Source organism: Bradyrhizobium yuanmingense, from assembly GCF_029167105.1.
In the GTDB taxonomy this organism is placed as follows: domain Bacteria; phylum Pseudomonadota; class Alphaproteobacteria; order Rhizobiales; family Xanthobacteraceae; genus Bradyrhizobium; species Bradyrhizobium yuanmingense_A.
The window spans coordinates 55,507-78,752 of record NZ_JARFML010000023.1 but is presented as its reverse complement, the minus strand read 5'-3'; the positions used below and the strand labels follow the sequence as shown (position 1 = coordinate 78,752).

Annotated in this window: 21 protein-coding genes; 5 read left to right on the top strand and 16 right to left on the bottom strand. The window is 65.3% G+C overall.

The window, feature by feature from the left end; translation table 11 throughout:
- Nucleotides 1-65: 65 nt before the first annotated feature.
- Nucleotides 66-1,256, top strand: coding sequence for an ABC transporter substrate-binding protein (locus P0R31_RS26865; RefSeq protein ID WP_275517378.1), 1,191 nt, complete (start codon nucleotides 66-68; stop codon nucleotides 1,254-1,256).
- A 210-nt stretch (nucleotides 1,257-1,466) separates the two neighbouring features.
- Here the strand turns inward: P0R31_RS26865 and P0R31_RS26860 are convergent, their stop codons facing one another.
- Genes P0R31_RS26860 through P0R31_RS26845 form a run of 4 tightly spaced genes read right to left on the bottom strand, consistent with a single transcriptional unit; the run spans nucleotide 1,467 to nucleotide 6,067 of the window.
- The gene (locus tag P0R31_RS26860; protein ID WP_275517377.1) at nucleotides 1,467-1,853 is read right to left on the bottom strand and encodes an MAPEG family protein; all 387 of its coding nucleotides are present in this window, start codon (nucleotides 1,851-1,853) and stop codon (nucleotides 1,467-1,469) included.
- Between the two features lie 29 nt (nucleotides 1,854-1,882).
- Nucleotides 1,883-2,965, bottom strand: coding sequence for a lipocalin-like domain-containing protein (locus P0R31_RS26855; protein ID WP_275517376.1), 1,083 nt, complete (start codon nucleotides 2,963-2,965; stop codon nucleotides 1,883-1,885).
- Nucleotides 2,955-5,417 carry an FtsX-like permease family protein gene (locus P0R31_RS26850; RefSeq protein WP_275517375.1) on the bottom strand — a complete coding sequence of 821 codons (2,463 nt, stop codon included), beginning with the start codon at nucleotides 5,415-5,417 and terminating at the stop codon, nucleotides 2,955-2,957. Before P0R31_RS26850 ends, P0R31_RS26855 begins: the two co-directional genes overlap by 11 nt.
- Nucleotides 5,414-6,067 carry an ABC transporter ATP-binding protein gene (locus tag P0R31_RS26845; protein WP_275517373.1) on the bottom strand — a complete coding sequence of 218 codons (654 nt, stop codon included), beginning with the start codon at nucleotides 6,065-6,067 and terminating at the stop codon, nucleotides 5,414-5,416. Before P0R31_RS26845 ends, P0R31_RS26850 begins: the two co-directional genes overlap by 4 nt.
- Nucleotides 6,068-6,212: 145 nt before the next feature.
- On the opposite strand from P0R31_RS26845, the gene P0R31_RS26840 reads away from it, so the two are divergent.
- Nucleotides 6,213-7,538: an MFS transporter gene (locus P0R31_RS26840; protein ID WP_343299339.1), complete on the top strand. Its 1,326-nt coding sequence runs from the start codon at nucleotides 6,213-6,215 to the stop codon at nucleotides 7,536-7,538.
- A 191-nt stretch (nucleotides 7,539-7,729) separates the two neighbouring features.
- On the opposite strand, the gene P0R31_RS26835 is transcribed toward P0R31_RS26840, so the two are convergent.
- The 9 genes from P0R31_RS26835 to soxX form a co-directional block, all read right to left on the bottom strand.
- Nucleotides 7,730-8,941 (bottom strand): MFS transporter, encoded by a 1,212-nt coding sequence (locus tag P0R31_RS26835; protein WP_275517370.1) that lies wholly within the window; start codon nucleotides 8,939-8,941, stop codon nucleotides 7,730-7,732.
- Nucleotides 8,942-9,069: 128 nt separating this feature from the next.
- A complete protein-coding gene (locus tag P0R31_RS26830; RefSeq protein WP_275498159.1) occupies nucleotides 9,070-9,243 on the bottom strand; it encodes a hypothetical protein in 174 nt (57 codons plus the stop codon).
- A gap of 87 nt (nucleotides 9,244-9,330) precedes the next feature.
- On the bottom strand, nucleotides 9,331-10,368 hold the full coding sequence (locus P0R31_RS26825; RefSeq protein ID WP_275517432.1) for an MBL fold metallo-hydrolase: 1,038 nt from the start codon (nucleotides 10,366-10,368) through the stop codon (nucleotides 9,331-9,333).
- Between the two features lie 140 nt (nucleotides 10,369-10,508).
- On the bottom strand, nucleotides 10,509-12,260 hold the full coding sequence (gene soxB, locus P0R31_RS26820) for a thiosulfohydrolase SoxB (RefSeq protein ID WP_275517369.1): 1,752 nt from the start codon (nucleotides 12,258-12,260) through the stop codon (nucleotides 10,509-10,511).
- Nucleotides 12,261-12,310: 50 nt separating this feature from the next.
- On the bottom strand, nucleotides 12,311-12,616 hold the full coding sequence (locus P0R31_RS26815; RefSeq protein WP_275517368.1) for a hypothetical protein: 306 nt from the start codon (nucleotides 12,614-12,616) through the stop codon (nucleotides 12,311-12,313).
- Entirely contained in the window at nucleotides 12,613-13,476 is an 864-nt protein-coding gene (gene soxA / locus P0R31_RS26810) for a sulfur oxidation c-type cytochrome SoxA (protein WP_275517367.1), read from the bottom strand. Before soxA ends, P0R31_RS26815 begins: the two co-directional genes overlap by 4 nt.
- On the bottom strand, nucleotides 13,476-13,787 hold the full coding sequence (gene soxZ / locus P0R31_RS26805) for a thiosulfate oxidation carrier complex protein SoxZ (RefSeq protein ID WP_275517366.1): 312 nt from the start codon (nucleotides 13,785-13,787) through the stop codon (nucleotides 13,476-13,478). The genes soxA and soxZ overlap by 1 nt, the downstream gene beginning before the upstream one ends.
- Before the next feature lie 15 nt (nucleotides 13,788-13,802).
- Nucleotides 13,803-14,300, bottom strand: a complete 498-nt coding sequence (gene soxY / locus P0R31_RS26800) for a thiosulfate oxidation carrier protein SoxY (RefSeq protein WP_275517364.1) — start codon at nucleotides 14,298-14,300, stop codon at nucleotides 13,803-13,805.
- A gap of 26 nt (nucleotides 14,301-14,326) precedes the next feature.
- Nucleotides 14,327-14,683, bottom strand: a complete 357-nt coding sequence (gene soxX / locus P0R31_RS26795; protein WP_275517363.1) for a sulfur oxidation c-type cytochrome SoxX — start codon at nucleotides 14,681-14,683, stop codon at nucleotides 14,327-14,329.
- A 220-nt stretch (nucleotides 14,684-14,903) separates the two neighbouring features.
- Between soxX and P0R31_RS26790 the strand changes: the two genes are divergently transcribed.
- Nucleotides 14,904-15,578: a DUF938 domain-containing protein gene (locus tag P0R31_RS26790; RefSeq protein WP_275517361.1), complete on the top strand. Its 675-nt coding sequence runs from the start codon at nucleotides 14,904-14,906 to the stop codon at nucleotides 15,576-15,578.
- A 155-nt stretch (nucleotides 15,579-15,733) separates the two neighbouring features.
- Here the strand turns inward: P0R31_RS26790 and P0R31_RS26785 are convergent, their stop codons facing one another.
- Nucleotides 15,734-17,800, bottom strand: a complete 2,067-nt coding sequence (locus P0R31_RS26785; protein WP_275517360.1) for a prolyl oligopeptidase family serine peptidase — start codon at nucleotides 17,798-17,800, stop codon at nucleotides 15,734-15,736.
- 188 nt (nucleotides 17,801-17,988) lie between these two features.
- Between P0R31_RS26785 and P0R31_RS26780 the strand changes: the two genes are divergently transcribed.
- On the top strand, nucleotides 17,989-19,236 hold the full coding sequence (locus P0R31_RS26780; RefSeq protein ID WP_275517358.1) for an MFS transporter: 1,248 nt from the start codon (nucleotides 17,989-17,991) through the stop codon (nucleotides 19,234-19,236).
- Nucleotides 19,237-19,403: 167 nt separating this feature from the next.
- Nucleotides 19,404-20,642 carry an MFS transporter gene (locus tag P0R31_RS26775; RefSeq protein WP_275517357.1) on the top strand — a complete coding sequence of 413 codons (1,239 nt, stop codon included), beginning with the start codon at nucleotides 19,404-19,406 and terminating at the stop codon, nucleotides 20,640-20,642.
- Between the two features lie 80 nt (nucleotides 20,643-20,722).
- Here the strand turns inward: P0R31_RS26775 and P0R31_RS26770 are convergent, their stop codons facing one another.
- Complete coding sequence (locus P0R31_RS26770; RefSeq protein ID WP_275517431.1) at nucleotides 20,723-22,114, bottom strand: M48 family metalloprotease; 1,392 nt, start codon at nucleotides 22,112-22,114, stop codon at nucleotides 20,723-20,725.
- 134 nt (nucleotides 22,115-22,248) lie between these two features.
- Nucleotides 22,249-23,019: a thermonuclease family protein gene (locus P0R31_RS26765; protein ID WP_275517356.1), complete on the bottom strand. Its 771-nt coding sequence runs from the start codon at nucleotides 23,017-23,019 to the stop codon at nucleotides 22,249-22,251.
- Nucleotides 23,020-23,246: the final 227 nt, after the last annotated feature.

Sequence of the window (23,246 nt, the reverse complement as noted above, 5' to 3'; positions counted from 1 at the left end):
GGCGCACGCGGGTTTCTTCACTACTATCCGCGCGATTTCACAGAAGAATGCCGGGAGTTAAACATATGAAATCAGCACTTTGGGCCGCAGCGGCCTCGGCCCTCTTGATTGCGGTTCCCGCCTCCGCGCAAGGCGTCAAGATCGGCATCCTCAACGACCAGTCCGGCGTCTATGCCGATTATGGCGGCAAATGGTCGGTCGAAGCGGCGAGGATGGCGATCGAGGATTTCGGCGGCGAAGTACTCGGCCACAAGATCGAGCTTGTCACTGCCGACCACCAGAACAAGCCTGACCTCGCAAGCTCGATCGCGCGGCGCTGGTACGACGTCGAGAACGTCGACATGATCACGGAGCTGACGACCTCCTCGGTCGCGCTCGCGATCCACGAGCTATCCAAGGAAAAGAAGAAGATCGACATCGTCGTCGGCGCCGCGACCTCGCGCCTGACTGGCGATGCCTGCCAGCCCTACGGCTTCCACTGGGCCTACGACACCCGCGCGCTCGGCGTCGGCACCGGCGGCGCTCTGACCAAAGCCGGCGGCGACACCTGGTTCTTCCTCACCGCGGACTACGCCTTCGGCTACGCGCTGGAGAAGGACACCAGCGAGATCGTCACCGCCAATGGTGGCAAGGTGCTCGGCTCGGTGCGCGTTCCGCTCAATTCGTCGGACTTCTCCTCGTTCCTGCTGCAGGCGCAGAGCTCGAAGGCGAAGATCGTCGGCCTCGCCAATGCCGGCCTCGACACCACCAACTCGATCAAGCAGGCGTCCGAGTTCGGCATCGTCGCGAGTGGCCAGAAGCTCGCGGGCCTTCTGATGACGCTCGCCGAAGTCAACGGCCTCGGCTTGCAGGCCGCGCAAGGACTGGTGCTCACCGAAGGCTATTACTGGGATCTCAACGACAGGACGCGCAATCTCGGCGAGCGCTTCCTCAAGCGTACCGGGCGGATGCCGAGCATGATCCACGCCGGTACCTATTCGGCGACGCTGAGCTACCTCAAGGCGGTCAAGGCTGCGGGGACCAAGGATCCGGATGCCGTCGCTAAGAAGCTGAAGGAGCTGCCGGTCGACGACGACTTCGCGCAAGGCGGCAAGGTGCTCGAGAACGGCCGCATGGTCCACGACATGTATCTGTTCGAGGTCAAGAAGCCCTCGGAATCGAAGAAGCCGTGGGACTATTACAAGCTGCTCGCCACCGTCCCCGGCGACAAGGCCTTCTTCACCGCCAAGGAAAGCGGCTGTCCGCTGACGAAGTAGGGCAAAGCCGGCGCCACACATTCCACTGTCGTCCCGGACAAGCGCGCTTCAAGCGCGCGCCGATCCGGGACCCATAACCACAAGCAGGTGTGGTTACGGGGACTCGGAGCGATCAGCTCGCGTCACGACATCTTCCTGTGGCTATGGGTCCCGGATCGGCGCTTACGCTTGTCCGGGACGACACCGAGTATGTGTCCGCAGCTCGGCCTCTCACACCAATCGCAACACCACTGCCCCCAGTGCCCCGACCCACAGCGCCATTGCGGCGAGCGCCTGGATCGCAAAGCCGGTGCCGCGCTTGGCCGCGGCTTGCGAATAGCCGATGAAATAGACGATCCGGCCGATGATCCATATCGCGCCGATCCCCGCCGCGATGGCGTCGCTGATATAGATCGCGAACAGCCACAGCGCGGGCAGGACAATCGGCATCCATTCCAACGTGTTCATCTGGATGCGGAAGGCGCGTTCGAAATCCGGATGCCCCGACATCGCAGGCGCCTTGACGCCGGTCTTGGTGCGCGAGCGCGAGACATTGACGGAGGTGAAGAAATAAAACGCGATCGCCAACAGCGTGACGAGGGCGGTGAGATGATACATCGCGAAACCCCTTGGAGAGAAACCGCGCTTCAATAGCCGGTCAGCTCGAGATAGCCAACGCCGTCATGTGTGCCGGCAAAGCTGATCGGCCCTTCCCAGTACGAGAAACCGGTCCCCATCCAGGCGTTCGGATTGAGCGGCTTGCAGAGGATCGAGAATGATCGCGCGGGGATCGCGATGTGCCATTGCACCGGCAGCTTGCGTCCCGCAACCTCAGCCGTCGCCTTCGGCATCATCTGGATGTCGCTGCCTGCAATCATCTGCGTCTCGCCGGCCGCGCTGATCCAGTTGCCGAACGGATAATTTCTGCCGTCCTTCTGCCGCAGCCGGTACAGCATCAGCTTGTCGCCGGATGACAGATGCAGCGACAGCCAGTCCCAGCCGGTCTGGTCGGCGTCGAGCGGCTGGCTGCTCCATTCCCGGTCCATCCAGGCCTGGCCCGAGGCATCGACCGGCTTGTCGTCGATGCTGAGCGTACCGCGGGCGCGGTAGAACGGCTGGCTGTAGTAGTACGAGGCCTGCCCGCGCTCCGATTTGCGGCTGTAGCCGCGATCGCCCTGCAGCACGACCGGCCGCTCGGCCTCCAGCGTCAGCGCATAGCTGAAATCGGCGCCAGACGCCTTCAGCGTCAGCGGTGCCAAGGTGCGATCGTCGGGGCGCTCGAGACCCTTCATCTCCCAATCGTCGATCCAGGCCTCGAACGGCTTCGCCGTCACGCCGGCTTGCCCGACGCCACCGCGTGAAAACGTTTCGGAGAAGCGGTGAGTGTCGGCGCGCGTCACCGCCGCATGCGCCATCCAGACCTGCTGATTGGCCCAGCCTTCGCCTTGCGGACCCGGCTGCGCGGCCTGGCGGAACAGAGTCCATTGCAGGCCGCAAGCCGCGCCGCTGCCATCGACGAGGTTTGCCGTGAGATACCACCACTCGATGCGAAAGTCCGGATGCGGCCCGTGATCGGCGGGAAAGGTGAATGTCTTTCCCGGCGTGACTTTGGCAAAGCCGTCGGCGGTCTCGCCGAGCCCGGCATAGCCCTGCGCGCCGGCGCGCCGCGCGAGAGCGAGGGCGGCGATGCCGGCGGCGAAGGCGCGCCGCGAGATCCGGTCAGCGCTCATTGGCAAACACCTTGACGAGAGCCGCCGGCTGCATCCGCGCCAGCCGCAGTATCGGCAGCAAGGCGGCCACCAGCGAAGCAAGCAGTGCGACCACGACCAGCTCGACCAATTGCAGCGGAAACACGTGGAACGGCAGCCGCCAGCCGAATGCCTTCACATTGACGATCGCAATCAGGCACCACGCCACCAGCAGTCCAAGCGGCACGGCCAGCAGTGCCGTGAACAGCGCGACCGAGAGCGTCTTGGTCAGCTCGATCGAGGCAAGGCGCGGCCGCGTCAGGCCGATCGCCCACAGCGGCGCAAGCTGCGGCAGGCGAGAGTTCGCCAAGGTCAGCAGGCTCGTGAGCAAAGCGATGCCTGCTACGCCGAGCGTGAAGGCGTTCAGCGCCGACGTCACTGCAAAGGTGCGGTTGAAGATGCGGATCGATTCCGCCTTCACCGTCGCCTGGTCGGCGACGCTGCGGTCGTCGAGCCCGAACTGCTTCTGCAAAGCCGCAATCAGGCCGGGGATATTCTCTCTCGCGACGATCAGGCCGATCCGCGTCTGCGGCGTCTGCGGAAACTGCCGGATCAATGCGGCAACGTTCACCGTGAGTTGCCCCCTGGGGTTGCCATAATCGGCATAGATGCCGACGATGTCGAGCTCCCAGCTCCCGCCCGGCGCCGGCACCTCGACGACGTCGCCGATCTGCACGTTCAGCCGCCGGCTCAATTGCTCGCTGATGAAGGCGGCATTGCCCGGTACCAGGCGGGTCCAGGCGCGGGGCGCCGTGTCGAGCAGCGGCCAGCGCTCGCGATAGAGCGCGTGGTCAGGCAGGCCGAGCAACTCGACCGGCTGGCCCTGAACCTGCGCCTCCGCGCGCCCGCCCGAGAGGATCGCCTGAACATCGCTGCGATCCTTCAGCCAGTTCCGGATCGCGACGCCTTGCGCATTGTCGGACGCGCTGATGTAGACGTCGGCGGCGAGCCGCCCGTTGAGCCAGCCGATGAAGGTGCGGCTGAAGGTCTCCACCATGGAGGAGACCCCGACGTTGACGGCAAGCGCGAGCAAAAGCGCCATTAGCGCCAGCGACAATCCGGAGAGCTGCTGCCGGCTGTCCGCCCAGAACCACAGCGCGAGCGGGCCTCGCGCGAGGCGCTGACCCACGAGCAGGATGATGTCGAGCAAGGCCGGCAGGATCAGTGCCGCACCGAACATCAGCGCGGCCAGCACGCCGAACCCTGCGATCAGTGATTGCCCGTAGTAGAACAGCAGCAGCGCGACGGCGAACGCGCCGCAGGCCGCACAGCTCTGCAGGATCAGCCAGCGGCGTTGCCGCTGCTGCCAGGCGCCCGGCTGCGCCGTCGCCAGCACCGGCATCCTGATCGCCTTGATCAGGCTGGTCGCCGCCGCCACAAGCGCACCCGCCACGCTGATCCCGATGCCGGCGAGCCACCATTCGGGCCGAAGGCTGAGCTGCCCCGGGATCTGTGCGCCATAGAGTCCGCGCAGCGAGGCCGCGACATCGGGCAGCAGGGCGGCGGCGATGAAATAGCCGCAGGCGAGCCCGATCAGGCCTGCGACCAGCGCCAGTGCAACCAGCTCGATCACCAGCACCGTATTGACCAGCCGCGCCGAGGCGCCGCAGGCGCGCAAGGTGCGCAGCATCGGCAGCCGCTGCTCGAACGCAAGGCCCACAGCCGAATTGACGATGAACAGGCCGACGAAGAACGACAGCAGGCCGAAGGCGGTGAGGTTGAGATGAAAACTGTCGGTGAGACGCTCGAGCTCCGTCTCCGCATTGGGCTCGATCAGCTCTAGCTGCTCGCCGACCACGCTCGCGAGCGGTGCGGGCTTGCCCCTCGGCTTGCCGATCAGCAGCCGCGAGACCTGGTCGGGCTTGCTCAGCAGCCGCTGTGCCACGCCGATATCGACCACGAGCACATCGGGTGCGAGCTGCGGCTGGATGCGCAGCGGCGGCAGCCTTGCGCCGCTGCTGATCGCCGGGGCCGCGCCTTCCGCTTCTTGCAAGCCCCTCAGCGTCTCCCGGGCCACCAATGTCTGGCCGGGCGGAGAAACGAAGCTGCTGAGATCCGCGGCACCCAGGCGCGGCGCGTTGCCGACATCGACCGGCAGCGTGACCGGCTCGATGCCGAGCAGCCGCACCGAACGGCCGTTGATCTGGACGCGTCCCTCCAGCACCGGCGACACCGGCCAGCCGGCGCGGCGGAGCTTTATGAACAGCTCCTGCGGGAAGGTCGCCGCATTGGGCGCGACCAGCATCGCGGTGCGCGCGCCGCCGAATGTCGCTGCGGCACGGTCGTAGGCATTGCGGGCCTGCTGGTTGATCGCCTGCACCCCGCTCCACAGCGCGGTTGCAGCGATCAGTCCGATCAGCAGCGTGGCGAATTGCATCTTGTGGCGCCGCCAATGGCTGAGCAGTACGGCGAGAACCCAGAGCGCGCGCGTCATGAAATGCGCCCCGCATGCAGCGTGAGATGACGGTCGAGCGTGGCGGCGAGATGCAGGCTGTGCGTCACCATCAGGAAGCCGCAGCCGGTGCGCGCGACGAGATCGCGCGCCAGCGCCAGCACTTCCTCGGCGGTGGCTTCGTCGAGATTGCCGGTCGGCTCGTCCGCCAACAGCAGCGCGGGCTTTGTCGCCAGCGCCCGACCGATCGCGACCCGCTGCTGCTGGCCGCCTGATATTTGTTCTGGATAACGTTTGAGCAGGCTGCCGAGTCCGAGCCGCTCGACGAGCTCTTTTGTCCAGGCCGCATCATGCCGGCCGGCGATCCGCGCCTGGAAGGCGAGATTGTCCGCGACGGAGAGGCTCGGGATCAGGTTGAATTGCTGAAAAACCAAGCCAATGCGATCTCGCCGCAAGCTGGCGCGTCCGGCATCCGATAACGTGGTGACCTCGGCGTCACCCAGCCGGATCGAGCCGCCATCGGCGGCGTCGAGGCCGGCGATCAGGTGCAGCAGCGTGCTCTTGCCGCTGCCGGACTCACCGGTCAGCGCGACGCGCTCGCCGGCCCCGAGGTCAAGGTCGACGCCACGCAGAACGTGGACGGGCTCGCCGGCCGACGAGAAGGTTTTTGAGAGGTTTCGGATGCTCAGCACGATGATGGCGCCGGACGGAATTAACGGAATTGCTGCCTAGCACACCTGATGCGGAAATGCCGGGGTTGCGTTGGCCCTGAAGCCGCTGTTAGCTTCCAAGACGGCCAAATCAAAAAACTGCCAAACAAGTGATACGGGGAGAATGATGAGCGCTCAGGAAATGCCGAATGTGGCGGTTAAGACGACCAAAACGCCAAAAGGCGCCTGGACCATTACATTTCTCCTCTTTCTGTTCATGGTGGTAAACTTCGCGGACAAGATCGTGGTCGGTCTCGCCGGCGTGCCGATCATGACCGAGATGAAGCTCAGCGCCGAGCAGTTCGGTCTGCTCGGGTCCTCGTTCTTCTTCCTGTTCTCGATCTCTGCCATCGTGGTCGGCTTCATCGTCAACAAGGTGCCGACGCGCTGGGTGTTGTTGACGCTGGCGGTGATCTGGGCGGTGTCGCAGTTCCCGATGGTCGGCACGGTCTCCTTCACCACGCTCTTGATCTGCCGCATCGTGCTGGGGGCGGGCGAAGGGCCGGCCTTCTCGGTCGCCGCGCACGCCATCTACAAATGGTTCCCCGACGAGAAGCGCACGCTGCCGACCGCCATCCTGTCACAGGGCTCGGCCTTCGGCGTCATCCTGGCGGTGCCGGCGCTGAACTGGATCATCGTCAACCATTCCTGGCACTACGCCTTCGGCGCGCTCGGGGTCGTCGGCCTGATCTGGGTCGCAGCCTGGCTCGCGCTCGGCAAGGAAGGCCCGCTGGAGGATACCGAGGTCCTGGCCGCCACCGAGCCGAAGATTCCGTATGTGCAGCTGCTGACCTCGCGCACCTTCCTCGGCTGCGTGATCGCGACCTTCGGCGCTTATTGGGCGCTGTCGCTCGGCCTTACCTGGTTCACGCCCTTCATCGTCAAGGGGCTCGGCTTCTCGCAGAGCCAGGCCGGCTTCATCTCGGTCCTGCCCTGGGTGTTCGGCGCCACCATCGTTCTCCTCACCGGCTGGATCTCGCAGGTGATGATGGCCCGCGGCTACACCACGCGCGTCTCGCGCGGCGTGCTCGGCTCGGTGCCGCTCATCGTCGGCGGCCTGATCCTCACCGCGATGGCGCATGTCGAGGGCGCCGGCCTGCAGATCGCGCTGCTCGTCGTCGGCTCCGGACTCTGCGGCGCGATCTACGTGGTCTGCCCGCCGATGCTTGGCGAGTTCACGCCGGCCTCGCAGCGCGGTGCAGTGCTCGCGATCTACGGCGCGCTCTACACGCTTTCAGGCATCATCGCGCCGAGCGTGATGGGCACCGTGATCCAGCGCGCCGACAGCATGCTCGACGGCTACCTGACCGGCTTCACCATCAACGCGGTGGTCATGATCGGCTCCGGCGTCATCGGCCTGCTGCTGCTGTGGCCGAACACGGAGAAGGCCAGGCTGACGCGTGGTACGACGGCGCAGGGCACGGCGCTGAAGGGCGCAGTGTCGCCGACGTAAGTCGCGGCACTGCCAGCCCCAATCACACATGTCGTCCCGGGGCGCGCGAAGCGCGAGCCCGGGACCCATAGCCACAGGGCATAATTGGGCGAAGACTCGGAATTACCAGCTGCCACATAACTTCTCCCCGCCCCGCGCGCAATTGCGTACCAGGCAGGGGCGACATCCCAATCTATAGCGATACCGCCCGCTCAACTCCCAGAAGCTTCCCGCTTCCGCTCCGTGAACGGCGACAGCACCACCGTCGCCACCATGAAGATCACGGACGCGCCGAACACCCAGTGCGGCGCACTTTGATCCATGATCCAGCCGAACAGCAGCGGTGAGACGATGCCGCCGAGGTTGAATCCGGTGGAGACGATGCCGAAGGCGCGCCCGGCGGCACCCGGAGGCGCGGCATTGCGCACCAGCATGTCGCGCGAAGGCGCGATCACGCCGGAGAGGAAACCTGCGGTCGCCATCGTCGCGGTCAGGGCCCAGCCCGGCAGCGTCACCAGCGCGATCAGCAGCACGATGGCCGCATTCGCGGCGAAGCAGGCCGCCGCGACATAGCCGTGGCGCTCGGTGCGGTCGGCGAGGAAGCCGCCGGCGAGCACGCCCGCGGCGCTTGCGGCGAGAAAAGCAGTCAGCGCGACGTTGGCGATCGAATAGGACGTGCCGTAGCCGCTCATCAGCGCGACCACGCCGAAATTGTTGATGCCGGCGACCGACAGGCTGAGCAGCATGAACAGCGCGGTCAACGTGATCAGCGCCGGCGTGATCACGGCCTGCTTCGGCGCGCTTGCGCTGCCCGGTTTCTTCTTGTGCGCGCCGGCCTCTGGAATGCCCATGGCGATCAGCAGCATCGCCACCAGAATGGCGATGGCGCCCGAGGCGATCAGTGCGCCGACGCCGCCCCACACCGTGACCAGTGACGCCACGATCGCCGGCGTCACGGCGCCGCCGAGATAGCCGGCGAAGGTGTGGACCGAGAACGCGCGGCCCATCCGCGCCTCGTCCATGTGCTCGGCCAGGATCGCGTAATTGGCGGGGTGATAGACGCTGTTGGCGAGCCCGAGCAGCACGGCACAGGCGATCAGGGCGGCGTAGCTGAGGTGCAGACCGAGCAGGATCAGCGCGCAGCCGCCGAGCGTCAGCCCGATCAGCAGGATTCTGCGTGCGCCAAAATGGTCGACGAGGTAGCCGGTCGGCGCCTGCGTCAGGCCGGAGACCACGGCGAGCGTGGTCAGCGAGAAGCCGAGCTCGACATAGCCGACGCCGAGCTTCTCCTTCAGGAACGGAAACAGCATCGGCAGGACCAGCAGATGGAAATGGCTGACCCAATGCGCGATCGAGATCCCCGTCAGCGTGCGCAGCGCACTGTCGGTCTTGCCTTGTTGCGGTGCGGCGAGAACGTCGACCATTGCAGTTCCGTTTCACTCCCGGTGGACGGGCAAACTATCGGGGCTGGCAGTTATTTGTCCATGAACGCAGGCGCATGGCAGATAGTGCAGGTAGGGCTCCATCCCGCTAGCGCGCGATCAAGATCTCCTCAGAATGGCTCGTCGTCCGGGCCATAGCGATCACGTTTCGGCGTTGCGATGTCGCCGTCTTCGTAATCGTCGTCATCGGTCTCGCGCCGGCGCGGGGCCCTCTTCGCCTTGTCGTCCGCGGGCTTGTTCTCGGTGATCTTGGGTGGCTCGCTCGGCTTGCCGGTCTTGGCCATGGCTGGTCCCGGATGGTGATGCTGCATCCGAATCTACCCGCCAAATATGTGCGGCGCCTGACTTATCTCAAGGAGGCGACGAGGCCGTCAGTGCACCACCGGCCCGCCCGCCTTCTTCCAGGCATCGATGCCGCCGGCGATATGGGCGGTGTTGGGAAGCCCAGCTTCCTTTGCGGCCGCAACGGCCATCGCCGAGCGTTCGCCGAAGGCGCAGAAGAACACCACACGGCGCCCGGTTGCGGCCGCGACCTCGCGCAGCATGCCGCCGGGCTTGAGGCTTTCCTCGACGGAGGGATACGGCGTGTGCAGCGCGCCTTCGAGCATGCCGTGCTTCATCCGCTCATTGGTCTCGCGCAAGTCGACCAGCAGGATGTCCGGCCGGCCGAGGCTGCGGATCGCCTCGATCGCGCTGAGCGCGCGTCCTTCCTTCTCCAGCACCTCCTGATGCAGGCCGACATGCATGTTGGCGGGGATCGCCACGTCCATCATCTTCGGATTGGGCAGCTTCAAATTGGCCATCAGCTCGACATATTCGTCGACCGAGCGCACCTGAAGCCGTGGATTGTAGCGTTTTTCCTCACCGATGGTGGAGACCGTGTCGCCCTTGTAGTCATGGGCCGGAAACACCATCGTCTCGTCCGGCAGCTTCAAGAGGCGGTTGAAGATCGAATCGTATTGCGCGCGCGCCGAGCCGTTCTGGAAATCGGTGCGGCCGGTGCCGCGGATCAGCAGCGTGTCTCCGGTGAAGACGCGGTCGCCCATCAAATAAGAATAGGAATCGTCGGTGTGGCCCGGCGTGTACATCACGTCGAGCGACAAGCCCTCGATCGTCACCTTGTCGCCGTCGGCCACCCGCATGGCGACGACGTCGGCCTTGGTCTGGTCGCCCATCACGGTCATGCAATGGGTGCGGTCGCGTAGCTCGCCGAGGCCGGTGACGTGATCGGCATGCAGATGCGTGTCCACCGCCTTGACCAGTTTGAGGTCGAGCTCGCGCAGCAATTGGCAGTAGCGGTCGACCTTCTCCAGCACGGGATCGAGGATCAGCGCCTCGCCGCCGGGGCGGCTGGCGAGGACGTAGCTATAGGTGCCCGAAACGCTGTCGAAGAGCTGGCGGAAGATCATGGCAGGACCCGGCTTGGAACTGACTTCCAAGATTCTACTACGATCCGGGTCAGAAAGAGAAGTAATTCACTGCATGAACAAAGAAATTTAGAAGATTCTTGTTGCAGCCGGTACCGCCACGGACAAGAGTTGCGGCCCCATCATCCCAGTCCTGCAATGCCTGGATTGCCTTCGACGCCTTTCAGCGTGACGCCGGAGCCGAGCCGTTCGGGCATCATCCGGCCCGAGCGCAGATATTTGCCGACCACGTCCCACACCGGCGCGCCCTGCTGGGGGTTGACCGAGGCCCAGCCCGCGACCTTGTAGCGGTGGCTGGCGCTGAGCGCCTTGCCGCTACCGAGCTTCAGCTCCGAGATGCGGCTGCCGATCGCGGCGTCCGGCGTGCAGGTGTAGCTGAGTCCGCCGGCACGGACCATGTCGCCGCCCTGCTGGTAGTAGGGATCGGCGTTGAAGAGGTTGTCGCAGACGTCCTCGAGCAGGTCCTTGATCTGGGCTCCCGTCATCTCCTGCACATAGGTCTCGGGATAGGTGATCGCGGTTTCCGCCAGCAGATCCTCCATGGTCATCGCCTGGCCGGACAGCGCGGTGACGCCCCAGCGGAAGCCCGGCGACAGCGCGATCTCGGCGTCGAGCTCGGTGCGAAGCGCAGTGCAGATCAGCTCGTCCATGGGCCCGGAGAAATTGCCGCGGCGATAAAGCAGCCGGTCGGGCGTTGCGATCTTTTCCGACCAGTCGGCCACGTGCGGCGCACGGACCCGGCCGATCAGCTCGGCCATCGCCGGATCGGGTTTCAGCAGCTCCGAATAGACCGGCAGCAACCGATACCTGACGTCGCTGACCTTGCCGCTGTCGAGTGCGAGATCGAGCACACCCAGAAATTTGCCGTTGGAGCCGGCATTGGTGACGAGCGTCGTGCCGCCTGCGTTCTTCACTGGCATCGGCTGCGGCACGGCATCATGGGAGTGGCCGCCGAGAACGACGTCGATGCCGGTGACCCGGCTGGCGAGCTTGAGGTCCACGTCCATGCCGTTGTGCGACAGCAGCACGACGGCGTCGACCTTGTCGGTGCCACGCAAGGCATCGACATGCTTCTGCAACTCCTCCTCACGGATGCCGAAGCTCCAGTCCGGTGTGAACCTCCTGGGATGCGCGATCGGAGTGTAGGGAAAGGCCTGGCCGACGATCGCGATGCGATGCCCGCCGAGCTCCTTGATGACAGAAGGCTTGAACACGCGCCCCGTGGCCTTGTCGAAGGCGGGGGCGTCGTTGAACGCGGCTTCCTCGGTCAGGAACACGTTCTGCGCCAGGAACTCGCCCTTGAAGCGCTCGAGATTGTCGCGCAGCGCCTGCTCGCCATAGGTGAATTCCCAATGGCCCGTCATCGCCTCGATGCCGAGCAGATTGGCGACCTCGACCATGTCGCGGCCCTGCATCAGGTTGGCCAGCCCCGTGCCCTGCCAGAGATCGCCGCCGTCGACGAGCAGCGAACGCCGCTCGCCGACATCGGCGCGCAGGCGATCGACCAGCGTCTTCAGATGGGCAAAGCCACCAAGCTTGCCGAAGCGGCCTGCGGACTTCTCGAACTCGAAGCAGGTGAAGGCGTAGGCATCGGCGCTGTCGGAGCGGATGCCGAAGTGTTCGAGAAAGGCGCGGCCGACCAGATGCGGCGGCCGTCCCGCCATCTCGCCGATGCCGATATTGACGCTGGGCTCGCGGAAATAGACCGGGTTGAGCTGCGCATGCGTGTCGGTGATGTGCAGGATGCGTGCATTGCCGAACCGTTCGAGGTCGTAGATGCTGGCCGCGTCAGCGCCGCGGGCGAGCCGCGGCAGGCCGATCGTTGCCGCGGCAAGGCCTGCACCTTTCAGGAAATCGCGGCGGCGGATCGCCATTCAAGAATTCTCCGCGCCTCTCGTGGGGACTGCGTTCACCGCGGGGCAGTCTAGCGGATTTCCATCGCCTTCCAGGCTTCTTTTTCGGAAACAGCCTGGAAGATCGACGCCTTCGCCAGCGCTTCGGCCTCCCTGGCTGCAGCCACCGCACGGCCGAAATCGCCGTCATCGGCAGCCCTTTTCGCGGCCGCCAGCGCAGATACGGTCACCGTCCACTGGTTGCGCATGCCGGCCGCCTCCTTGGAGGCGGCTTCGGCGGCGGCATAGGCCGCCTTGTAGTCCGCCTCACTCGCCGCGCGCGCGGATGGCGCAAGGCTCAAGGCGAGCAGCATGGCCAAGCCAAGTGACCGCTTCATGGCCGTGCTCCCGGTCCCGAGATCGGCAGGCCGTTGGCGACGTAGGACAGGAAATATTCGACGTCGCGATACTCATCCGACTGCGGCTCGAGCGGAACCGCACGGGTCTGGCTGTTGCAGGTGACGAAGCGGCGGCTGGTCGTGCCCATGCCGCCCCATTCGGAACGGTAGATCGGCATCGCGTTGAGGATACCGAGCGCCGGAGCGAGGGTCTCGGCGCGGATGCGCTCGCCCGGGCTCTGCACATGGCAGCTCGCGCAGGAGAAATTCATCTGGCCGCGCCGCGTGTAGAAATAGCGCTTGCCGTTCTCGTACGCCGCCAGCGCGCGGGGATCGTCGGGTATCTTGATGTCCATCAGCTTGCCGCGCGAGGTGTAGGCCATGTAGGCGGTGAGCGAGGCCATCTCGTCCTTGATGTAGGAATAGGGCGCCTCGCCATTGGCCTCGCGGCAGCGGTTGAGCGCGAGCTCCAGCGTGATGACCTTGCCTTCGCCGCTGTCGAAGTACGGATAGTTCTGGCGGATGCCGATGCCGCCGTTCGGAAAGCAATCGGCATAGGTCTTGCCGTTCTTGAACGGGGTCGAGAACATCTCCTTGCCGGCCTCGAGCGCGAACTCGTAAGGAGGGAATTCCTCCTTCTCCTGCCACTGGCGCTTCATGTCCTCGTTCATGGAGTACGGACCGTTGACGAAATCCTCGTGCTTCACGTTCGGAAACTTCTGGAAGAAGAAGTTCTGGAACGCCTTGGCGTCGGCGACGGGATCGACCTTGTCGGCCGCGATCACGCGCGGCGAGGCGAGCGCGAACGCGACGAGCGCGGCGCCGAGCGAGCCAAGCAGGAGGTGGATGCGGGCCTTCATCACGCGATTTTTGCGGTGGTCGTATCCGAGCCGCCCTTGTTGTCGGTCCAGGAGATCTTGAGCTCGTCGCCCTTCCTGGCGCCCTTGAAACTGAACTTGACATAGGGGTCCTTGGAGACCGCTGTGCCCCAATCGGCGACGAACACGTCCTTGCCGTTACACTCGAACTTCAGCTGCTGGATGAAATGCGCCGGGATCAACTCGCCCTTGGAGTCCTTGACGAGGCCGGTGTCCATGGGGTGCTGGATCAGCGCCTGCACCTCGGTGATGTCGCCGGTCGATGTTGCGCGTACGCGAATGCTGGATGCCATGTCGAACTGCCTCGATTAACCGCCGCAACCGCCGACGGTGACCTTGACCTCCTTGGTCGCGCTGTAGAGCTTGCCGTCCGCCTCCACGATCGCGGTCAATTTGGTGGTCCTGGCCATCTTCAGCCGGTTGGCGACGGCAGGGATCGTGCCCTCGGGAATCCTGTAGCTGGCCGCGAGCGCGTTCGGGTTCTCGGCCACGAAGAACGAGATCGAGGTGACCTTGTCGAGTGACGTCGTCACCGAGATCGGCACCACGCCGCCATTCTCGGCGATCTCCGGCGCATCCAGCTTGACCTTGTCCGACGGCTCGGCGGCCTTGCCGTAGAGCGCCTTGATCGCATCCGCCTCGCTCTTCTGCCTGAAGGCCTCTTCCGGATATTTGTCGTTCGCCGCGGCGCGCGCGGGCGCGAACGGCAGATTGCCGAGGCCGAGCAGCGCCACGGAGGCAGCGCCCTGAAGGATCAGGCGCCGCGTCGGATGAGGCCTCCAATGAGGCTTGGGGGTCGTGGTCATCTCAAGTCTCCTGGGGCCGCCGGCGGTTACAGCGTCTGCAGGAAATCAACGATCGCGTCGATCTCCTGTTCGGTCAAAATCCGGTTCCGGCCGAACGGCGGCATCATGGTCTGCGGATTGCGCTTGGTCTCGTCGAAGATGATCGCGGTGAGCTCGTTGCGATCGGGGTATTTGGCCTTGATGTCCTTCAGCTCCGGTCCGATCGTCCCCGGCAGGTCGCCGCCTTTGATGACGTGGCAGGTGAGGCAATTGCCCTTGCCGCGGTCGAAGGCAAGCTTCTGGCCTTCCGCCACGGTGGATTGCGCCCCCGCCGGGGCAATTGCCGCACCGGCGAGGAGGGCCAGCGCAGCAAGCAGAGCGGGCTTGCGAAGAAAGGCGGTCAAGGCATCGTCCCGGCGTTATCTCGATGATCTCGTTTGCGGAATTGTTCAAAAGCACAAAGGCCATCGCCTGACAATCAAGACTATGCACGCGGTGAAATGGAGTTAATATCCTGCGCATTGCAACTGACGAGATAGTTCGTTCATTCGGATGGGCGTGGACTAGCAGATTATTCTCGGACGTTTGGCCTTCTTTCTGGTTCGCATTTTTTGGGGACGGCACTTGGCTGAATATGTGGTCGAATTTGGCAGGGATGGCGGACGGGTCGAGCCGGATGGCCGGCTCGACGCGCCGGCCTTCCATCGCAATCACGAACCGATCTGGGCAGCGCTGGAAAAGCATCTCGCGGATGCGACCGGCAACGTCGTGGAACTCGGCAGTGGAACCGGGCAGCACGTGGTGCATTTCGCCCGCCACACGCCGGGCCTGATCTGGTGGCCGAGCGATCTCAACCAGCGCCACCTCAAGAGCATCGAAGCCTGGCGCGTGCATGCCGGCTTGCCGAACATTCGCCCACCCCTGCGCATCGACCTTACCGATCCAGACTGGTGTCCGGAAATGAAAAGCGGGCAGGGGCCGACCAGCCTCGCGGCCGTGTTCTGCGCCAATGTCATTCACATCGCGCCCTGGGCCGTGGCCGAAGGCCTGTTCGCCGGCGCGGGCCGTTATTTGCGCCGTGACGGCAAGCTGTTCCTCTACGGCCCCTTCAAGCGCGACGGCAAGCACACTGCGCTCAGCAATGCGGTGTTCGACACCTCCTTGCGCGAGGGCAATCCCGAATGGGGCGTGCGCGACGTCGTCGATGTCGAGAAGCTCGCGAAGGCGGCAGGCCTCGGCCTCGTCGATACGATCGAGATGCCCGCGAACAATCTGACGCTGGTGTTCGCGCGAGGCTAGGAGGTCGTCATGCCCGGGCTTGTCCCGCCTGCGCGGCCGAAGCCGCTTCGGTGAGGCGAAGGCCCGGGCATCCACGTTCTTTGTGCCGGAGGGCAAGGCGTGGATGGCCGGGTCAAGCCCGGCCATGACGATGTGGAGACGTCAGCGCATCCACGCTAGCCTTCATCCTTCCACCCGATCCTCTCCTTCAGAAACCGAAAACCCAGCACCTCGAAGCCGGCGCGCTCCTTGTTGTCCTTGCCGTAGCCATGGCCGCCGGCGGCGGGCTCGTAGAACCAGGCTTCAAAGCCCATCGCCTGGAGTTTTGCGGCCATCTTGCGGGCATGGCCGGGATGGACGCGGTCGTCGCGCCGCGTGGTCGCGATCAGGATCGGCGGGTAGGACTGGCCGGCCTTGACGTTGTGATAGGCGGAATAGGTCTTCAGCCATTCCCATTCGTCGGGCTTGTCGGGATCGCCATATTCCGCGATCCAGCTCGCGCCGGCGAGCAGCTTGGTGTAGCGGCGCATGTCGATCAGCGGGATGGTGCAGAACAGCGCGCCGAAACGCTCGGGGTAGCGCACCAGCATGTTGGTGATGAGGATGCCGCCGTTCGATCCGCCCTGCGCGGCGATGCGTTTTGCGCTCGTCACACCGCGGCGGACGAGATCGGCGGCGACGGCGGCGAAATCGTCGTGAGAGAGCTTCTTGCCGGCAAGCCGTCCGGCATCGTGCCAGCGCGTGCCGAACTCGCCGCCGCCGCGCAGATTCGCCTGCACAATCGTGCCGCCGCGCTCCAGCCACAGCTTGCCGAGCGAGGAATTGTAGTACGGCTTCACCGCGAGACCAAAGCCGCCATAGGCGCTCAGATAGACCGGCGCATCGCCGGTCTCGCCAGCGGGGCCGGTCTGCACATAGGGGATACGCTCGCCGTCAACGGAGATCGCCTCGTGCTGCGTCACCACGAGCCCATCGGCAGTGAACGTCTTCGGCGCCTGCTTCAGCACGATCGGGCTGGCGACGCCGCGCTCGATCAGCAGCAGCGAGGGCGGCGTCAGCGGATCCTGCACATTGGCGAGCAGATCGCCATTGCTCTCGCTCGGATGGCGATCGAGCGGCCAGATATCGACGACGCCGATCTGAGGCAGGCCGGAAAGCGTCTTGCGGCTCCAGCTCGCAGCCGACGGCGTGCAGATCTCGAAGCGCGGCTTGAGCTCGTCGAGAATCGACAGCACCAGCTTTCCTGCCGCCCAGAACAACCCCTGCAGCGCGCGCCGCGGTGCGGGCTCGAACAGGACAACAAAATCGCGGCTGCCGACGAGGAAGGCCGAGAGCGAGATGCCGAGCACGGTGTCGGTGGTGTAGGTCCGGCCTTCGACCTGCCAGTCCTTGCGTAGCTTCATCGCGAACCAGTCGCCATGCGCCTGCATCCAAATCCCCGTCGGCAGATCGAGCTTCGTCGTCGTGCCGGCCGCATCGCGCAGCCAGATGGCGTGGTTGAAGAAGTCGATCTGGTCGACGATCCACACGCGCGGCGCCGCCCCGGTGTCGTCGGTGTTGCCATAGATCACCATGTGCTCGGCGGTGGTCTCGATGATCACCTCAGCCTGCTCGACCGGCTGGCCGCGCCGCCACAGCCGGACCGTCCGCGCGTAGCCCGAGCTCGTCGCCATCCCCTCGCCAAAAGCGCTCGACAGCAGCAGTGTGTCGGCATCGAGCCAGTCGACGCCGCCCTTGGCTTCGGGCAGCGTAAAGCCGTCCGCGACAAAACTTTTCGTGGCGAGGTCGAATTCCCGCAAGGTGACGGCGTCGCTGCCGCCGCGCGACAGGCTCAGAATCGCGCGCGAGCTTCCCGGCATCGTGGCGATCCCGCTGAGCAGCCAATCCTCGTCTTCGCTTCTCGCGAGCTGGTCGATGTCCAGCATGGTCTCCCATGCCGGATCGGCTTTACGAAATTCCGCAAGCGAAGTCCGCCGCCACAGGCCGCGCGGGTTGGCGGCATCTTTCCAGAGATTGTGCAGGTCGTTGCCGCGCCGGCTGACATAGGGAATGTTGTCAGGTCGGTCATAAATCGCCGCGAGGATGTCGCGATCGTGCTCGAAGGCCTTGCCGCCGAACGCGGCGAGCGTCAGGCTGTTCTGCCGCTCGACGAAATCGAGTGCCTGCCGGCCCTCGATCTCCTCCAGCCACAGCCAGGGATCGTCGTCGGGAGCGTGAAGCGTGGGCCTGTCGTCGACGGACATGAAGGTAACTCCCGGGAAGATCGCGGCGGATAGGATTTGATCGAGCGCAAGCCGTCAAGGGTGCGCAGCGTTATCATTCCAGCGATTGCGTCAGGGGCATGGCCCGCGCCCGTTTGCGCCGGTTGCCGGCCCTCTCTCACCCCTCCATAGTGCCGCGAATCAACAGAGCCCTTTGGGCGGAAATGCCGATGCTGGACGTGACTGCCGCCAATGAGATCGCCGACGACGCCCGCGTGCGCGCCAACGTGGTGCGCCTCGCCGCCGCGCAGGCGCTGACCGGCGCCAACTCGGCCGTGATCTTCGCCACCGGTGCGATCGTCGGCGCCACGCTCGCGCCGGACATGTCGTTCGCGACCGTGCCGATCTCGATGTATGTGGTCGGGCTCGCCGCCGGCACACTGCCGACCGGTGCGATCTCGCGCCGCTTCGGCCGCCGCGCCGCCTTCGTCATCGGCACGGGTCTCGGTACGCTCACCGGTCTGCTCGGCTCGTTCGCGATCCTGCGCGGCTCGTTCGCGCTGTTTTGTCTGGCGACTTTCCTCGGCGGTCTCTACGGCGCGGTGGCGCAATCCTATCGCTTCGCAGCCGCCGATGGCGCCAGTGCGGCCTACCGGCCGAAGGCCGTGTCCTGGGTGATGGCGGGCGGCGTGTTCGCCGGCGTGCTCGGTCCGCAGCTCGTGCAATGGACCATGGATGTCTGGCAGCCTTATCTGTTCGCCTTCAGCTTCCTGGTGCAGGCCGCCGTCGCGCTGATCGCGATGGGCATCGTCGCCGGCGTCGATATGCCGAAGCCCGCGCCGGCCGATCTGCACGGCGGCCGGCCGCTGCTCATGATCGTGTCCCAGCCGCGCTTCATCGCGGCAGCGCTGTGCGGCGTCATCTCCTATCCCATGATGAACCTGGTCATGACCTCGGCGCCGCTTGCGATGAAGCTGTGCGGCCTGTCCGTGTCCGATTCCAATTTCGGCCTGCAATGGCACATCGTTGCGATGTATGGGCCGAGCTTCTTCACGGGCACGCTGATCGCGCGCTTCGGCGCTCCGAAGATCGTCGCCGCCGGCCTGCTGCTGGAAGCGGGCGCTGCCATCATCGGTCTCTCCGGCCTCACGGCGATGCATTTCTGGGCGACGCTGATCGTGCTTGGCGTAGGCTGGAATTTCTCCTTCATCGGCGCCTCCGCGCTGGTGCTGGAGACCCATCGCCCGCAGGAGCGCAACAAGGTGCAGGCCTTCAACGATTTCCTGGTGTTCGGCATGATGGCGATCGGCTCGTTCTCGTCGGGCCAGCTGCTCGCCAATTACGGCTGGTCCGCGGTGAACCTCGTGGTGTTCCCGCCGGTGGTGCTGGGCCTTGCGGTGCTCTCGCTGGTCTCCTGGGCGAAGCGCCGCAAGGCGCGGCTGGAGGCGGCCATGGGCGAATTTCCCGACGCGGTCTAAGTGGCGGCAGATTGTCAGCAGCGTTGATGCTTCGATCCAGATCGAAGTGATTTCTGAGGTAAGATAATAGATGCTGCGTCATGGCCGGGCTTGTCCCGGCCATCCACGTCTTAGACGTGCGGACGTGGATGCCCGGGACAAACCCGGGCATGACGGAGTAAGCGGCGATGCTCGACAATCTTCAACAGCCTCCGGCCAACGAATCCTCGCTCCGCTATGAAGGCTGGCGCATCGTCGCGGTCTGCTTCCTGCTCGCCACGTTCGGCTGGGGGCTCGGCTTCTACGGCCAGAGCGTCTATGTCGCCGAGCTGCAGCGCGCGCGGGGCTGGCCGGCGTCGCTGATCTCCTCCGGCACCACGTTCTTCTACCTGTTCGGCGCGCTGTTGGTCGTCTTCGTCGGCGAGGCCGTGCGGAAATACGGTCCGCGGCTGAGCCTGATCGCCGGGACGCTGGCGATGGCGGCCGCGGCGGTCGCGATCGGCGCGGTGCGCGAGCCCTGGCAGCTCTATCTCGCCAATGCCGTGCTCGCCTTCGGCTGGGCCGGCACCAGTCTTGCCATGATCACCAACACGATCAGCCTGTGGTTCGACGAGAAGCGCGGCATGGCGATCAGTCTCGCGCTCAACGGCGCCAGCTTCGGCGGCATCGCCGGCGTGCCGCTGCTGGTGGCGTTGATCGGCCATATCGGCTTTGCCGGTGCGATGTATGCCGCCGCCGGCGCCATGCTGGTGCTGCTCGTGCCGGTCATCCTCCTTCTCGTCGGCCGCCCGCCCGATCGCCACGGGTGGCAGGCGGCGGCGAAGGCGAAGCCGCAATCATCGACGGAGATCCGCGCCTGGGCGCTGCGAGATGCCGGTTTCCTCACGGTGACGATTGCCTTCGCCCTGGTTCTGTTCGCCCAGGTCGGCTTCATCGTGCATCTGATCTCGTTCCTCGATCCCGTGATCGGACGCGAGCGCGCGGCCGTGGCCGTCGCGGTGCTGACCGCGATGGCGGTGGTCGGCCGCGTGCTGTTCTCGCTGGTGATCGACCGTCTGGATCAGCGCCTCGCGTCGGCGCTGTCGTTCCTCAGCCAGGCCGCCGCGCTTCTCGTCGTCGTCAACCTGCACAACGACTATGTGCTGATCGCGGCCTGCGCCGTGTTCGGTTTTTCGGTCGGCAACCTCATCACGCTGCCCTCGCTCATCGTGCAGCAGGAGTTCGACTCCGCCGCCTTCGGCGTGCTGATCAGCCTCAACACGGCGATCAACCAGGTGACCTACGCGTTCGGTCCCGGCGTGGTCGGTTTCCTGCGCGATCTCTCCGGCGGCTATACGCTGCCGTTCTATCTCTGCATCGCGCTGGAGGTGATGGCGGCGGTGCTGATCATGGTGCGGGGGAAGCCGCGGCAAAGTTCTCTTCAATAGGATGAGACGCGCTTGGCGCGGCGTCAGAGCATGATCCGGAAAGTGTGTAGCGGTTGTCCGATGCGATCATGCTCAAACAATTAGTCCGCCACGATCTTGACGCGGTCGCGCACCTTCACCTGCGCGGTGCGATCGAGGCCGTTCAGCACGCGGAAGCGCTCGGCGGGATGGTCGACGCCGGCCATGCGGTGGGAGAGCGATTCCACGGTATCGCCGGGCTGCACAGTGATGACCTTGATGCGCAGCGGGCGAGCGGCCTGGATTTCCTCCAGCGTCAGCCGGCGGAACGAGTTGACGGTCTCGCGCGCATTCCGCTCGCTCTCGGTCGATTTCTGCCGTGCCGCGAAGATGAAGCGATAGACGTCGCTGCCGAATCGCAGCGCATAGACCTTGAACTGCCACTGATCGCCCTTGGCGGTGGCAGACGCCGCCGGGAAACCGTTGACGGTGAGATCCTCGGTCGAGGCCTTCTCGACGCCTTCCATCCAGCCGGAGTTGAGGTAGTCGCCCAGCGATTGCTCCGCCGGCACGCGCACGACGTCGAAGCGCATCGCCTGCGCGCCGCCCTCGCGCACGCCGATCACGGCCTGCGCGGTGTTGTCGAGCGTGAAATTGTCCGGCGCCTGGAAGGTGAAGCCGAGCTTCGGATGCAGGAAGCGCCGGCCGCGGACGAAGCCTTCGCTGGGGTCTTCGCCATAGACGAGGTTGTCGATCGCGGCAAGATAGCTTTCGCGATCGCGCTCGGCGCCTTCGGGCGCCGTGTATTGGCGGGCTATGTTCTGCGCGTTCTGCACGCGTTCCGGAGTTGCCGGATGCGACGAGGTGAAATCCTGCGCGCGCGGATCGAGCGAGCTCTTGCCGGCCTTCAGCTCGGCATTGCGCTCCATTGCGGACAGAAAGCGCGCCGCGCCGTAAGGGTCGAAATGCGCCTTGGCGGAAATGCTGACGCCGATGCCGTCGGCCTCGAACTCCTGCTTGCGCGAGAAGCTCGCCATGGTGAGCTTGGTCTTGGCCAGCGCCAGCGCGGTGAGGTCGGGATCGTTGCTCATGTCGGTGACGACGCGAGTGACGATCGCGGCCTGGCGGGCCTGGTCCTCGCGCATCGCCGCGTGCTTGGACAGCACATGCGCCATCTCGTGGCTGAGCACGGAGGACAGTTCGGAGGTGTCGCTGGCGAGCGCAAGCAGGCCTCGCGTGACATAGAGCTGGCCGTTGGGCAGCGCGAAGGCGTTCACCGCCCCGGAATTGAGGATGGTGACCTTATAGCCCTGGTCGGGCCGCTCGGAGGCCGCGACCAGCCGGTCGACGGTCTTGCTGACGAGCGCCTCGAGCTTGGGATCGTCATAGGTCCCGCCATAGCTCGCCAGGATGCGCTCGTGCTCCTTCTCGGTTGCCGGGGTTTGGGCTACGGCGGGCTTCGGCTTCGGCATCGCGACGGCTGCCGGGGTCGCCGCAGTCTGGAACCGGCCCATATCGCCGCAGCCAGCGAGAAGTCCGCCCAGCGCAAGGCAAAGCGCGGCCGGCGCAGCCCGCAGGCGGCGGCAATCGCCCAGTCCGTGCCGTTCTAGCACCCCATTCACGTCGTTTAACCCGTGCCCGGCCTGACTTAAGGCCTTACCCCTGTCGGCTCGTTTGCGCCCAGCAACTCGATCTGCCCCACGAGGCGTACATCGATGCGTGGCCCCGCATTCCCCTCAACCCAGCCCCGAACGCGAATACGCCGATTCTCCAGGGACTTAAGGGCCATACCAGCGCTTTCGAACGCCGCTAGCGTGCGCCTTGAAATAGTCACGGCAAAGCCGCGTGTCCAGTTTCGTCCGAAGTTGAGGTAGGTCGTTGCCCCAGCTTGCCGGACCGACAGGACTTTGCCCTCGACCACCGTAAAGCGCCCGATCTCCGCCAAAATATCGTCCGGACTTTCCGCGTTTTTTATGGCCGACGGGTCAGCCCAGCTGCCCATTTTTTGGCGCCGCGCCGCTGCTTCGGACGCCATCAGGGCGGCCGCGCAGTCCTTGTCCAGAATCTCGGCGGAGGCGATGGCATCGCCCCGAGCGAGCAGCATGGCCTGCACCGAGATGTCGCTTTCGCCGATGAAGACCAGTGCGCTCTGGCGGCCGTAGCGATCAGGCGTGTCGTCAGCGCTCCGCAGCATCACGTCGCGGCCGGCGAGCAGCGAGGTCAGCGCCTGCTTCGTGGTCGCGGTCGGCGCGATGCCGCTGAGGCGGATCTCGCGCCCGTCGCCGAGCCGCACGCTGCGCGCATCGACGATGGCAGCGACGCGGCCTTCGCCTTGGGACTCGAACCGGCAGGGGCTCGCGAATGCCGAGCTACTTGCGACGAGAAGACATGCGACGATGAAGCGAGGCCGTTGCGTCACGTGATCCGGAGAGGTTGCATTGCGGCCGGACTTTAACTCATGCGTGGTGAGACGCGAAGGGGCTTTCTCACCCCCGTCATTGCGACGAGCTCTTCGCGACGAAGCAATCCAGACTGTTTCCGCGGATGCATTTCTGGATTGCTTCGCGGAGCCTGTCATCGGGCCGCGCTTCGCGCGAACCCGTTGGCTCGCAATGACGATGCGGGGACAGCTTCCGTCCTCTCGGC

Coding starts and splice junctions, on each gene's coding strand:
- P0R31_RS26865 (WP_275517378.1), top strand. CDS start 66: ATGAAATCAGCACTTTGGGCCGCAGCGGCCTCGGCCCTCTTGATTGCG.
- P0R31_RS26860 (WP_275517377.1), bottom strand. CDS start 1,853: ATGTATCATCTCACCGCCCTCGTCACGCTGTTGGCGATCGCGTTTTAT.
- P0R31_RS26855 (WP_275517376.1), bottom strand. CDS start 2,965: ATGAGCGCTGACCGGATCTCGCGGCGCGCCTTCGCCGCCGGCATCGCC.
- P0R31_RS26850 (WP_275517375.1), bottom strand. CDS start 5,417: ATGACGCGCGCGCTCTGGGTTCTCGCCGTACTGCTCAGCCATTGGCGG.
- P0R31_RS26840 (WP_343299339.1), top strand. CDS start 6,213: ATGAGCGCTCAGGAAATGCCGAATGTGGCGGTTAAGACGACCAAAACG.
- P0R31_RS26835 (WP_275517370.1), bottom strand. CDS start 8,941: ATGGTCGACGTTCTCGCCGCACCGCAACAAGGCAAGACCGACAGTGCG.
- P0R31_RS26830 (WP_275498159.1), bottom strand. CDS start 9,243: ATGGCCAAGACCGGCAAGCCGAGCGAGCCACCCAAGATCACCGAGAAC.
- P0R31_RS26825 (WP_275517432.1), bottom strand. CDS start 10,368: ATGATCTTCCGCCAGCTCTTCGACAGCGTTTCGGGCACCTATAGCTAC.
- soxB (WP_275517369.1), bottom strand. CDS start 12,260: ATGGCGATCCGCCGCCGCGATTTCCTGAAAGGTGCAGGCCTTGCCGCG.
- P0R31_RS26815 (WP_275517368.1), bottom strand. CDS start 12,616: ATGAAGCGGTCACTTGGCTTGGCCATGCTGCTCGCCTTGAGCCTTGCG.
- soxA (WP_275517367.1), bottom strand. CDS start 13,476: ATGAAGGCCCGCATCCACCTCCTGCTTGGCTCGCTCGGCGCCGCGCTC.
- soxZ (WP_275517366.1), bottom strand. CDS start 13,787: ATGGCATCCAGCATTCGCGTACGCGCAACATCGACCGGCGACATCACC.
- soxY (WP_275517364.1), bottom strand. CDS start 14,300: ATGACCACGACCCCCAAGCCTCATTGGAGGCCTCATCCGACGCGGCGC.
- P0R31_RS26785 (WP_275517360.1), bottom strand. CDS start 17,800: ATGTCCGTCGACGACAGGCCCACGCTTCACGCTCCCGACGACGATCCC.
- P0R31_RS26780 (WP_275517358.1), top strand. CDS start 17,989: ATGCTGGACGTGACTGCCGCCAATGAGATCGCCGACGACGCCCGCGTG.
- P0R31_RS26775 (WP_275517357.1), top strand. CDS start 19,404: ATGCTCGACAATCTTCAACAGCCTCCGGCCAACGAATCCTCGCTCCGC.
- P0R31_RS26770 (WP_275517431.1), bottom strand. CDS start 22,114: ATGGGCCGGTTCCAGACTGCGGCGACCCCGGCAGCCGTCGCGATGCCG.